At 48.2% G+C, this 13,213-nt stretch carries 10 protein-coding genes; 1 reads left to right on the forward strand and 9 read right to left on the reverse strand.

The features are described from left to right. The first annotated feature begins 189 nt into the window (after positions 1 to 189). Complete coding sequence (locus tag AAW31_RS08980) at positions 190 to 1,725, forward strand: hypothetical protein (RefSeq protein WP_046849988.1); 1,536 nt, start codon at positions 190 to 192, stop codon at positions 1,723 to 1,725. 131 nt (positions 1,726 to 1,856) lie between these two features. On the opposite strand, the gene AAW31_RS08985 is transcribed toward AAW31_RS08980, so the two are convergent. The 9 genes from AAW31_RS08985 to AAW31_RS09020 all read right to left on the reverse strand — a co-directional run bounded on the left by AAW31_RS08985 (position 1,857) and on the right by AAW31_RS09020 (position 13,198). Continuing rightward, the gene (locus tag AAW31_RS08985) at positions 1,857 to 2,303 is read right to left on the reverse strand and encodes a pyrimidine dimer DNA glycosylase/endonuclease V (RefSeq protein ID WP_046849989.1); all 447 of its coding nucleotides are present in this window, start codon (positions 2,301 to 2,303) and stop codon (positions 1,857 to 1,859) included. Then, positions 2,300 to 2,425, reverse strand: coding sequence for a type I restriction enzyme endonuclease domain-containing protein (locus AAW31_RS22735; RefSeq protein ID WP_235264544.1), 126 nt, complete (start codon positions 2,423 to 2,425; stop codon positions 2,300 to 2,302). The genes AAW31_RS08985 and AAW31_RS22735 overlap by 4 nt, the downstream gene beginning before the upstream one ends. A 7-nt stretch (positions 2,426 to 2,432) precedes the next feature. Then, positions 2,433 to 2,591: a DUF3387 domain-containing protein gene (locus tag AAW31_RS22740; RefSeq protein WP_235264545.1), complete on the reverse strand. Its 159-nt coding sequence runs from the start codon at positions 2,589 to 2,591 to the stop codon at positions 2,433 to 2,435. Between the two features lie 255 nt (positions 2,592 to 2,846). Next, positions 2,847 to 6,359: a DEAD/DEAH box helicase gene (locus AAW31_RS08995; protein ID WP_046849991.1), complete on the reverse strand. Its 3,513-nt coding sequence runs from the start codon at positions 6,357 to 6,359 to the stop codon at positions 2,847 to 2,849. Between the two features lie 92 nt (positions 6,360 to 6,451). Continuing rightward, positions 6,452 to 6,973: a DUF3617 domain-containing protein gene (locus AAW31_RS09000; protein ID WP_046849992.1), complete on the reverse strand. Its 522-nt coding sequence runs from the start codon at positions 6,971 to 6,973 to the stop codon at positions 6,452 to 6,454. Positions 6,974 to 7,151: 178 nt separating this feature from the next. Further along, a complete protein-coding gene (locus tag AAW31_RS09005; RefSeq protein WP_144412900.1) occupies positions 7,152 to 8,501 on the reverse strand; it encodes a hypothetical protein in 1,350 nt (449 codons plus the stop codon). 110 nt (positions 8,502 to 8,611) lie between these two features. Then, complete coding sequence (gene tal, locus AAW31_RS09010) at positions 8,612 to 9,715, reverse strand: transaldolase (RefSeq protein WP_046849993.1); 1,104 nt, start codon at positions 9,713 to 9,715, stop codon at positions 8,612 to 8,614. Positions 9,716 to 9,825: 110 nt separating this feature from the next. After that, positions 9,826 to 12,396, reverse strand: coding sequence for an alpha-glucan family phosphorylase (gene glgP, locus AAW31_RS09015; protein ID WP_082110392.1), 2,571 nt, complete (start codon positions 12,394 to 12,396; stop codon positions 9,826 to 9,828). A gap of 424 nt (positions 12,397 to 12,820) precedes the next feature. Beyond that, on the reverse strand, positions 12,821 to 13,198 hold the full coding sequence (locus AAW31_RS09020) for a PAS domain-containing protein (protein ID WP_046849994.1): 378 nt from the start codon (positions 13,196 to 13,198) through the stop codon (positions 12,821 to 12,823). Positions 13,199 to 13,213 lie beyond the last annotated feature (15 nt).

A 13,213-nucleotide genomic window follows, 5' to 3' on the forward strand; every position in this document is an offset into this window, starting at 1 on the left:
CTCCACAAGCAGAACCCAGGTAGAACAAAAAGCCAGATTTTCTAATCAAATTAATTGATTAAGGCATAGCAATATTTTTATGCCAAACCTCATCATGTCTACTCGAATTCATGTGTTACCACAGAGCGTTTTACGTTTTTTTGTTGTAACTATGGCCACGATGGTTGATGCTGATAAGGAGGAGAAATCATGAAATTCCACACTTTTTGCTTTGTATTCACGGCAATGCTTGTATCAGCGCCTGCATTGAGCGGCTCAAACAATTATTCAAATAGCGGCAATCAGCTTCCTACGTCACTTGAGCAGAAGGTCAAGAGCTTCCGGGCCGACCTTGAGGCGAGAGGGTATCAGGTTGCTCAGGGAAACTGGCATCTGTTTACGATCGAAGACTGCAAGTTCCCACTGGAAACGATCGGAATCTGTATGGGGAATAATCCTGCAGCCCCTTACGTCATCCTCACTCTTCCGCTCTGGCCGGATGAATTCGTGGACGATACAATGAAAGACTTGCTCGGGCCGACCCAGGGTGACACCTGGTGGACCTATCGCCTTGACGAACGGGAAGCACTGGTGGTGCTGGCGCAGCTCCCACCACCCGGGAGGTATTTTTCATTAGAGACCTATGTCTTTACGCGCGAAGGGGAAATCAATACTAACGATGAGATCTATCAGTCCGTGCAAGCTGATCCCTTCATGCAGAGCATCCTCTTCAAGAAGTCGCCAAATCCGTCCCGCTTGCTGACGTTCGCGAGTGTGGGCGATAACAACAACAACGTCGTTATTGAGCAACAGTCCGGAGCGGCCTTTGATCAGCAGCGTTTCTTCATTATCACGCCCGATAAGGTAATGAAGCGCAAGCTAACTCAGGCACTCTTGCGGGCGGGTTTGCCGGATCGCAACCAGGTGTTCACTGAACCCGTCTCGCCTGATCTCGCCCGGCTAGGGCTTGGCGCTGGAGCGGACGACCTGATGATTATTGTCCGTTACACGCATCCGGAGGACGAGGTGGCCGGTGACCAATGGCGCCAGCAACTTCCGCTCGCTGTGTTCCGGGTGAGGGACCCCGACACAGCACGTGCGACTGAGCCCTTCCCATTCCCTGTGCGGGACGAGCGAACCGCTCAATCCGAGCTGGAGCAGGAAGGCGATGCCAAAGATCTGGTCGCTGCGGTCAAGCAGCTCTGGGGGCAGCCCAATGCCAAGGTTGGGGGATTTAAAAGTCTGCTGCTTAAGGTGGATCTCCTCGGCGAGCACTGCCTTCCCCGTTCCATGAACTGCCTCGGCGACAATTCGGACGCCGATTACCAGATCAGCCCGACGGCGCGCATTGACTCGGGCGAGGTACTCGCCGTCGTAGGCACTCTCGGCACGGCCACCGGCAATGCCACATACGTGAGCCTGTCGCCCAATTGGATACCGCCCCTCGAAGGCGTCTTGGACGTGTTGGATGTCGATCTTGAGGGAAGTGCATCCGCCTTTGCTGGAATGGTTAACCACACCGAAAAGCTCTACGTCCACTACTTCCGGCGCGATTGTACGGATCTGCCGAATTGCCACGAAATTACCAGGGACATGATACCCCAAGACGGCGAACTCAAGCTCATCCAGCGGAACTATGTTGTTCCGGGATCGACCCGGGGCCCGGCCCCCACGTTGCTTGTGAACCCATCGCTGATCATTCTTGACAGAGCTTCACGACCGAAGAGCCACGCAGATAAAAAATAGCGCAAAGACGCTGACTCATTTCTGTCGTTCCGGCGAGGTTTTTTCTCACTGATCAGGTGATGAGTTTTGGTCAGTACTTGCGAGACGCTCCGTAAGTGAGCAGGAAGGAAGGGGATAGTGTTGAGGAGCGACTACTCCTGGTTGCCTGGGCTTGCACGTTCCCACCATTCTTTCTCACCCGGCACTATCACGAAGAGGGGATGCGGGTCGGGCCTAACAACACCCAGGAACTGCTTCAACCAGGTCGGATCGCGCGCTTCGAGTTTTTCCTTGAGATGCAGCCATTCGATATTGAGCTGACCCTCGCTCACGGGAATCTGTTCTACTGGGCCGAAATGGCCAATGAGTTGGGCGTTGAAGCGGTAGCCCCGCCTGTCGGCTTCCGCATGAACTTCCCGAAGATAAGCCGCAATAGCTGCCGCCGGGCTTGGGGTAGCCCTGAAACGGGCCAGCTGCGGATGATGCTGATATCCTCCTGTTGTACGTCCGAGCCCTGCTTGAGCAAGCAGGGCCTTGCGCCACAGCGCGACCAGCCCACGTGCGTCCAGATACGATGGATGAAGCGTCCACAATCTCACACGATTGCTCCAATCGCAATCTCATTTGCCAGCATTTCGGCCTGCTTGAGCACGGTCTCAGTTGCCAGTTTCTGCATGTCCGGCGGGTAGCCATATTGGCGCAATGTGCGCTTGACGATCACTTTCAGCTTAGCCTTTACGCTCTTTAACCGTCCAATCGATAGATGCGTTGATCTTGACTCTTTCGAATAACACAATCGCCAGTTCGCGCAACTTGTTCGCCGCTTTCCAGAGCTGCTTTTCGATGAGTTCTTGTTGGCTGATTTTTTGATATTTCTTGCTGGCCATGCTGTTTTTTAATACTGGGCGGATATCTTTTGAGTGATTTAAGAAACTAACGGACATGGCGACATTAACACTCCAATTAATGGAGGCCAACGTGCCCTGTTCGCCCCTCATCCCGACCCTTTCCCAGCGGGAGAGGGTGAGTTATGATATGTCGCTACGCAAGTTCTACGATATTTTCTTATGTTTTAAAGAATAGAGCCAGTTATGCTGCTATCTTACCAAACGCTTTTAAAACCGTAAAAACAGGATAACTTTTTACCCCAAACTGAATACATCCTTAAGCTCTGCATTGCTTAGCGTGCCAATCCATTTCTCTCCGATACCCACAGTCAAATCAGCCAGACTGCGCTTGGATTGAATCATGTCGTTGATGCGTTCTTCGAAGGTGGCGCGGGTGATGAGGCGATGCACTTGCACATTCTGAAGCTGGCCGATACGGTAGGCCCGATCGGTTGCCTGCGCCTCAACCGCGGGATTCCACCAGAGATCAAAGTGAATGACATTGGCGGCTGCTGTCAGGTTGAGGCCAGTACCGCCTGCCTTTAACGATAGCAGAAAAACGCGTTCGGTGCGGTCATGCTGGAAGCGCTCGACCATGCTATCACGCATTTTTCGCGTAACGCCGCCGTGCAGGAATTGGGGCTCGCGCCCGAAGCGAGCTTTGATCCATGCCGTCAGCAATTCTCCTGTTTCGCGAAATTGCGTAAATACCAGTACTTTTTCATGAGCGGCATAAATAGATTCGAGCAGATCAAGAAACAGTTCTGCTTTACCGGATAAGCTTGCCTCGCTATTTCCCGTTTTAAGATATTGTACCGGGTGATTGCAGATTTGCTTCAAGGCCAGGATCATCTGCAGAATCAATCCCTCACGTTTGAACGTGTCAGATTCGCCATTGATCACCTGCAAGGCTTCACGCACCACGGTTTCATACAATGCCGCCTGTTTCCTGGTTAGCTCACAGTATTGATTCTGTTCGATCTTGTCTGGTAAGTCGCTGATAATGCTTTTATCCGATTTGAGCCGTCGCAGCAGAAAAGGGCTGGTGACGCGCTTGAAACGCCGCACTACCTGGTGATCATGATGGCTCTGGATCGGGACGGCAAACTCTTTGGTGAAATGGGTAAGGTTACCCAGAAAGCCGCGATTGGCAAAATCCATGATGCTCCAGTATTCGGCCAGCCGGTTTTCAACCGGCGTGCCGGTCAAGGCAACAAAGCTAGCAGCAGGAATGGATTTAACGGCTTTAGTTTGTGCAGCAGCCGCATTTTTGATGTTTTGAGCTTCATCGATAATGACGAGGCGCCAGGAAAGTTTCTTGAGCTTGGCTTGATCCGTGCGTACCATGCCGTAGGTGGTCAACAGCACATCTGTCCGTTCATTTGCCAGTAAGCGTTCTGTGCCATGGAAAATGTCTACTGTCAGAGTCGGAGCAAACCGCGCGATTTCTTTGGTCCAGTTGGTAAGCAGGCTGGTCGGTACTATGACCAGCACCTTTGCTTCATGCAGGCTTCCTTCTTCTTTGAGTTTCAGCAAAGTGGTGATCATCTGCAGCGTCTTGCCCAAGCCCATATCATCAGCGATGACACTGCCAAACCCGGCACGAATATTGCGATACAACCAGGCATAGCCGCGTTCCTGATACGGTCGCAGGGTAGCATTGAGCGTAGTGGGTAGCGGTACATTACCCACTTCAGTCAACTCGCGAATGATGTCTCGTGCTTTTTCATCCAGGGTGATGGGCGTACCGAGATATTCCTTGCTCAAGGCAATACGCAAGCGTTCTGCCGGAGTAGTGGAGGGTGGTTTTTCCAGTTGCAAGCGTAACTTCTCAATATCAGCAGGATCAAGATAGACATACTCACCCTTGAAGCGCACGATGCCTTGGGCATTCTGGACCAATTCCTCAAATTCGGCCCGGGTGAGCTGGTTATTGCCAATTGCCACCATCCAGTTAAAACCTAAAATATCGCTTGCATTGAGAAAACCTGTGCTGCCTGTGTTTTTACCAGATAACTTCATTGATAAGCGTGGACGCAGGATGTGATCGAGCGCTTTGGGCAATAATGCGCGTATGCCAAGCAGCCGGATAATCGGCAGTGTATCGAACAGAAAAGCAGGCAGGGCTTCAGGAGTTAATGCGATCGGGGTAATAGCACCAGCACTGATATAGTGATTGAGGGGTGGAAAAAATTCTGCCAGCAATGACACTGTTTGCAACACACTGTATCGATTTGCCTGCCATGCTTTATCCGTTAGCAAGCGTGCAAATGGTACAGGCTCCTGCAATGAAGCATTCCGTGCCACCACGCCTAGCGACAAGCTGAATCCGACACCGTCATCTTCGAGCTGCAACACCGGCATATAAGTTTGCTGGCCAATATGAAAGCGCGACAACCACAACTGCACCCCGGCACCGATTTCCCCTTCACCGGGACCATCAACCCGAGTGCTGCCGTGGCCGAAAAACAGGCCAAGCGGTTTGTTGCCATATAGTTTCTCATGGCGAACATCGCTCCAATAACGTATAAACTCACCTAAAAATAAACTACATAATGCCATGGCTTGCACTTCGGCAGAGAGATTGGTTTCTTTCTTGCCGCTACAGTAAGCCAGCAATCCTGCTGGCAGTAGTGCTGCCAGTTGATTGATCAAAGCGTTCACCGTCCCATCCAGCATCGCTGGTAGCCAGCGCAGGCCTACTTCCGATTTGCCTGCTTGGAACACTTGGGGTAAGACTGCGCCTTGCGCCAGCAGATGCAGGCTAGCCATGCGAGCATGATACATAGCGACTACTTCCGGCTGGAGATCGGGTAAATCAGCTTCGGCAAGCTGCTGCAGCGTGGCTGCCCATTCCTTCCAGTGCGCTTGCAGCGTTAATCCGGCAACGGTGGGCTGGTACGTCTGATCAAGCATCACATGGGGTTTGTCTGCGGGGGTGATGACTGCCGAGCGGATGTTACTACTATTACTGCTTGTGGTAGCGGTTTTAAGTGCAAGGCGGGCCTGCTTGATTACTCGCTTCATCACTTTTTCGTAAGTCAACCGAAAATCGCCCGGTTGAAAGAAAGTTGGATTCGCAGGCAATACACTCACCAGGGAAGCAGCGAGATCGGGCAAAAGGGAATAATCAAGTGCGCTAGAGTCATCCAGGTCAGACATATTCTGCACCAAGGTTTCATGATGATGCGGCTGACCCAGCAGATCCTCTACCGTCGGCAAAGTCGCCTTGGCTTCCCGTTCGATTGAAATGTGACGCGCTGCCAGTTCCTGAGTAAGGTCGATTCCCTTTAAAGAAAATACTATAAAGGGATTACCATCGATTTCCCGACTGATCAGATAAATAACGGCAGCCAGGTGTTTACATGGCACTGCCCAATCCGGACAGGAGCAGGACATGGCAAGATCTGTCCAGCGTGTTGGGAAAATAGCTACTTTGAGTGTTTTGGCATGCTTCAGCACCGCGGGGTCAAGCTTGCGATTGAGCATTTTCGAGATAATGACCTGATCGAGCGCTACTGCGTCAAGCAAAGCCTTGGTCTGCTGCGAAGGCATGGGAGGTACTTTAATTGTGACGTCATAAGGGCGTGGACGGGAGCCTTTTACTCTGGCATAAATATTTCCATGCTGAATCTCGATTTTTGCTACTGCCCCTTTGTTGGCATAACTACGTCCGCGTGGTAGGCGATTGTCATAGTCGATTTGCGAGAGTGAGTTAAGCCACTGTGCTCCCCACCAGGTTTGTCCATAGCCTCTGTGTGCTGCCATTACGTAATGATTTCAGCAAATAGAATGATAAAAGTAATAGTGATTAAGTGGGCGTAGCAAAGCAACGTAATCGCCCTTGTCATTTTTATACATTATGGCAAGGGTTTCACTACTTCGCATCGTTCGCCGATCCAGCGGCCCTGGGTATCGGCTTTAGCATAGAGCGGCGCGCCTCGCACAACGCTATCGAATTCTGTTCGCCCACTGAAACTTTCCGGAGTTATAAACATTCCTTCCGCGTAACCATTACCTTTAAATTGCGAGTTATCACACATCAGTTCCATCTGATAGCGATTGCCTGTTCGGCTGGCATTTGTAACTGTACAGCCAGATTGGTTTTCATACAAATAGGTGGGCACCTCTTGCTTTGCCATTTCCGGTGTAATACAGACATTGGAAGTAGCCGCACCATTGCGGATTTGCGGTATCTCTAATCCATACTGCCTGGCCAAGTTAGTCAACTGCTGCATTTGCTCCGAGGGAATATGGGGCACTAATGCCAACAAATCAGACTTGGTCGTTACCTCCCATAATCCCGGTCGAATGATATTCTCCGCCCAGCTGGAAGTCGATAGAACGCCTGACAATAAGATAAATAAAACAATCTTGTGCATAGTGATTCCTCAAACTACTTCAGCTATTATGAAATATTCGGACTGATCTATTCTGAGCAGTTCATCAATTGAACCAATCACTGCTCAGAATATGATAACAAGGTACTACTTTTATCCCAATTTTCCATTCTTTTTATTTCTTTTCCTGCGGTTATAAAAATATAGCTGAAGATTCTCCCTATTGACCATCTGGTACTGACTCCAGCCAAGTGCAATGCTCGGCGACCCCTGGGTCAATATCACTTTGATCAATTCCTTTAGCGATAAGACCGATCACTCTTGGATCATTGTCGTATTCAGTATGAGCGGCCAAGGGATTAGCAAACTGTCCCACAAAAATATCTGTAATACTGGTCACGTTCAGAATGGCATTAGTCAATGTTGGACAAAGACGTGAATCCAAGTACTCATCGATAAAATTAGGAGGAAGCGCATAGCTGAATAAATCGTTGGGATCACTAAAGGCGATAAGATGAGTTTTACTGAAGAGTTTTTCTGCTGCATGGGTAGCATTCGGACCACAGATATCGGCAATTCGAGCAGTAACTCCTGGTTTGAGCTGCCCCATTTGCAAGAGGGGTAATTGGTTGGAAAGCATAAAAACAGTAAATTCCTTTTGTTGTAAGAGGTGTTTTTTTTCCAAGAAATTGCTCATTGTATTTGTTTGAGAAGGAGCTGCGGCTGGTTTCTCGGGAATTTGCACATTTTCGGCATGAATCGCCTCTAATTTAGTTATATCGCTGAAGATATTTGCTATCCATTGCAATGCATCCACAGTAATTCGACTGCCAAGACTGTGAGATATAAAGACAAATTCATCATCAATCCGATTCATTCTGTTGGGGGCGCTTGCATCACAGAATTGCGCCGTCTTGATCTGAAGTGATTCCCACATTTCACTCATGAGCCAGCAAAGCGATTGGCTAACAGAAACATTCATCTGTTGCCGTGAGGTACCATTGAACATCATCACATCCGGGATAGTATCATTGAGAAATACTTTCAAAGTATTATTAATATGTGTTCGCCGAAAGGAATACTGACCGGAGTTATCAAAATTAATGGTTTGCTTTTCTTTTGCTATAATTGGCTCCCATGTGAGTTCTGCGAAAATAATCTCTCTGTTTTCATTGGCATTCATGTAACGTGTCAAGCGGAGCAATCCAAGGTCCTGGCTTGGAAACATCGGGTGGGTGATGGTAATCTCTTTGATCGTTTCCTGAACACGATTGAGAGAGAGAGCCTGCGCCAGGTTTTCGGCCAGGCGGGTAGAGTAGCCTGGTTGAGGAGAGCCGATACCATGTACGACAAGTACTTTGAGCACAGGGTAGTTACCCTTATTGTTCGCTTGCGCCAATTGTTCCTGCCGCCTTAGCTTTTTTTCCAATCCCTCAAACGGGCGACCGCCTATATAGCACTTTCGGATATCTTCTTTCTCGCTTTGCATATTTAGTATCGCCTCAGTGACTCCTTTGGCTAGGTTGTCACAGCCTGAAGCAAGCATTGCGAGGCAGAAAAGGCAGATCATTATAATGACCTTTGGAAGCTGAACAAATCGAGATATCTTTATATTATTCGTAAATAAATTAACGAAAAAGAAATTGAATATCCTCACCAATTTGCTTTGTAAAATACAGATTACCATTGCTTGATTCGTTCCAGCAATTTATCGAAAGGGACAGCAAATTTTTGTACGCCTTCCGCTTCCAATTGTTCGCCGACTGCTTCCAGGTCAATACCAATTTGATGAAGTTTCTCTAGCAAGCTACGAGTTTCATCTAATTCCTGCTCGATACGCACTGCTGGTTGGCCATGATCACGATAAGCGTTCAGTGTTTCTAGTGGCATCGTGTTAATTGTATCTCTGGCAATTAAAGGTTCGATGTATTTAGTATCGCTGTATGCGGGATCTTTAGTTCCGGTACTCGCCCATAGCAGCTGCTGGGTGCGTGCACCATGGCTCGATAAGGATTGCCAGCGATTATCTTTAATCCATTGCTGATAGTACTGATAGGCAAGGCGTGCGCAAGCGATGGCAGCTTTACCTCGTAAACCGCTCACAGATTTGTCGCCAGTAATCTGGACAAGCTCATCCAGACGTTTATCCACCAATACATCAATGCGACTCAAGAAAAAACTAGCAACAGAAGTAATATGATCAACAGGCTTATGCTGAGCCACACGGGTGTCCAATCCTGCCAAAAATGCATCGACTACCTGCTGATAACGTTCCAGACTGAACAAGATCGTTACATTAATGTTGATACCCGCAGCAAGCAAATGCGTGATGGCAGGTAATCCCGCCTGGGTTGCCGGTACCTTGATCAGGACATTAGGCCGGTTAAGTGCAGCCCATAACCGCTCAGCCTCGTTGATGGTTTGTTGCGTATCATAAGCAACATGGGGTGAAACTTCCAGGCTGACAAAACCGTCGCGGCCATTTGATTTATCGTAAAGTGGTCGAAACAGATCGGCAGTCTGAGCGACATCTTCCAAGGCAAGTGCTTCATAAATTTCTTTGGGGGGCATGCCACGGTGCGTAAGCGAAGTAATGGCTTCATCGTAGTCATGGTGTTCGTTAATCGCCTTTTCAAAAATGGCCGGATTGGACGTTATCCCTGCCAAGCCATCTTCCTCTATCATTCTAGCAATTTCACCATTTTTCAGCATATTACGTTGAATATAGTCGAGCCAGATGCTCTGGCCAAGTGCTTTGATCTGAAGCAATGGATTAACATTCATAACCTACCTCCTAATTTTAGTTCATGGCATTAATGTCAGGTTCCTGGGATTGGTAGCCAGCCACTACTGAGCCCAATGCGTAACGCCTCTCAATCTCTGATTAAACACTATTATGGTGAATTTCCATGCAACATTACCGTACCTGACCACCAATGAATCAGATTGTTCTCAATGGGAGTACAAGCATCAGGGTGATAGGCCACACAGCGAGGCGTAAAATCGGTATAGGGACGTGTGGTAGGTAAATTACTTTTATAAAGATAGCCATTTAAAGCACCCGGGATGCTGGCGTAGTGTCGCATTGTCTCGCAAATAGGCGTTTCGCTATCCAGCGGGTCTGCATATAGCTGGATCTGGACAGAATCGGGTAAAACTTCCCCTAGATAAGTCTGTACTTCAAATGACCAGCCGTCTTTTTCTTCTGAGATTATCAGATTACCCCAATGTATTTGATGCCAATTTCGTCTTAACTGTTCCTCCCACAAGCGAAGCTTTTTAGCAATGACGCTTCCTTGGGCTGTTCGTTGTTGAAAATTGATAGCAGCGGGAAGGTACAATTTTTCCACATATTCACGTACCATGCGATTGTTACTGAACCGTGGAGCGAGATGAGCCATGCTGGCGCGCATGCGGGCAACCCAGCTTCTGGGAATACCCGTTGCGTCGCGATCATAGAACATCGGTACAATCTCTTCTTCCAGAAGCTGGTAGAGTTGTTCAGCTTCCACGTTATCCCAGCTGGCTTCAGTGTGCTCTTTGCCATCACCTAACGCCCAGCCAACTTCCGGTGTGTAAGCTTCGGCCCACCATCCATCCAATTCCGAAAGATTCAAACCTCCGTTTACCAATACTTTCATACCGCTGGTGCCACTCGCTTCCCACGGTCGACGTGGGGTGTTGATCCATAAATCCACACCTTGCACCAATTCCTGGGCTAAGGCAATATCGTAATCTTCGAGAAAGACAACTCGTTTACGAACAATCGGTTGAGCAGCAAATTGAGCCCACTGCTGAACGAGGTGTTTTCCTTCAATATCGGCAGGGTGAGCCTTGCCAGCGACAACGATTTGTACGGGTCGTTGCGTATCAGTAAGTATTCGGATCAGACGGTTAGGATCATGCAGCAACAGGTTAGGACGCTTGTAAGCAGTGAAACGTCTTGCAAATCCGATGGTTAACACATTGGGATCAAGAATCTGGTCGGACTCATCAATAATCTCTTGCTCTGCACCTCGTTGACTCAATTGCAAGCGAAGCCGTTGTCGCGCTTGACGCACTAAATCGGTACGTTCTTGGCCGCACAAAGTCCAAAGCTTGGCGTCATCCAATTTGTTAATTGCGGCAGTAAGCATTTCTTCTGTGCCGAGCCAGCGGTTTTTGCCGCAAGATTGTGTCCAAATCTCATCCGCCCAGAGAGAATCCCACGACGGTACATGTACGCCGTTGGTGATATAACTTATGGGTACTTCACATTCAGGCCAATGGGGGTAGAGATCCTGGAAGATACTTTGGCTGACTTTACTATGCAGATAGCTAACCCCATTTATCCGGCCACAAGATCGTGCCGCCAGGTAGGCCATATTGAAGGGCTCATTATCATCTTGCCCATTCCGGCGGCCTAGTTTCACTAATTCCTCAGGCGCTACGCCTAGTTTCTTAGCATAAATCAAGCCATATTTTGTGAGCAATTCAAGTGGAAAGGTATCGAATCCTGCTGCCACTGGGGTGTGCGTAGTGAATATGTTGCCAGAACGCGTCGCCCAAAGCGCTTCCCAAAAATCCACTTGCCGTTTCTCCCGAAAACAGCGGGCGCGTTCCAGTGCCACGAAAGCGGCGTGGCCTTCATTCAGATGGCAGATATCAATTTCCAGTTCTAATGTTTCTATTAACCGCCAGCCACCTATTCCCAGAACGATTTCCTGCACCAGCCGGATTTCATTTCCGCCACCATAGAGTTTGCTGGTAATACCACGATCAGGTGCACTGTTCAGCAGATTATTGCTATCGAGTAAATACAAGCTAACCCGTCCCACTCGTGCTTCCCAAACCTGCAGACGTACCGTTCGACCAGGCAATTCGATGGGGATGTGTAACCAAGCACCGTTATGAGCCAATACTGGACGCAACGGTAGACTGCTGGAATCATTATAAGAATAAATTTCCTGCTGCCATCCATTTCCGTCCAATACTTGTCGAAAATAACCTTCCTGATAGAGAAGGCCGATCGCGGTTACTGGCACGGCCAGATCACTGGCAGCTTTGAGATAGTCCCCCGCTAGAACACCCAGCCCGCCTGCATATAGTGGCAAGGCCTTACCCAAGCCAAATTCCATACTGAAATAGGCAATTCCTTTAAGTTTAGCTTCGGCATGCACTTCTCCAAACCAACCACAGCAATCACAGTAGCCATTGCGCGCCTTGGTTAAACTATCAAGGTGTTGTTTGAATTGCGCGCTTCGATTTAATTCTTCCAGTTGCTCGCGTGACAAGTTTTGCAACACTACAAATGGATTTTCACTTTGCTCCCATAATTGTGGGTCCATTGTTTTCCATACCTCATCGCCAGCATGGCTCCAGGTCCAGCGCAGGTCTGTAGCTAAGTCTGTAATCTGTTCAAGCAGGGGCAACAGCTCAGCGGGCAGATCCTGTAAGTAATGCATTATTAAGCGGGGTATTTTCATGAGTTTTTTGTACTCTTTCCTTTACCGATAATATGCTGATAAGTTATTCCATTTCTAAATCAAAAATAACGCGAAAGCAAGCAGCAAACAGTATCAATCATACGGCAAGGTGAAGCTGACAAAGTCAGATTTGATTTTGAAACGGAATGATAAACTTACTGCTCCCATCTTGCTCCTAATGATGGCTCAGGGGCATGATAAAGAGCGCTTCCGGCCAATAATTTTCGTCTTTGTGTTCCGTCCACCTCGCGCTCGAGAAGTTATGATGTTGTTTTAGCAAAACTTCGTTTTTACCATACTGGAATAGTTCGCCTGGGACGACATGGTGCCCAAAAAAACAAGCGATAATAAATACGATAAGCTATTGTTAGAATACCAAGTAGATGAAATCCGCTCATCCAATGGTACTAACTTGCCTGGTTTTTTAATGCAAAGTTTTTTCTTGAAAGATCGGAGAGATCATAATAATCAGGCGGTGTAAGCCGCGATTTTTCACATCACTGAAAAATAGTTTTCCTGCAAAACGTACTCCACTCATATTGACTACTTCAAAATGATGCCCTATGCGTGAAAGAAAGCGCAAATAGGGATTAGTCCGCTCTCCTTTTAATAGCTCGATTTTCGCAAGTTTTGGCAATAACTTGGAGATATGGAGTTTTGGAAAATTCTTGGGCGAATAACCCAATAATTTTGCGCCAGCTTCATTGCAATCGCGAATCAAGCCATCATCAGACAGTATCAAAACTGCCTGCTCGTTTTCGATACTGCCAACTTTAGTGCCGAAATTATTTCCTGGTTTCAATGCGAATTAAGAGCT

It is taken from the genome of Nitrosomonas communis (genome assembly GCF_001007935.1).
Taxonomy (GTDB): Bacteria; Pseudomonadota; Gammaproteobacteria; order Burkholderiales; family Nitrosomonadaceae; genus Nitrosomonas; species Nitrosomonas communis.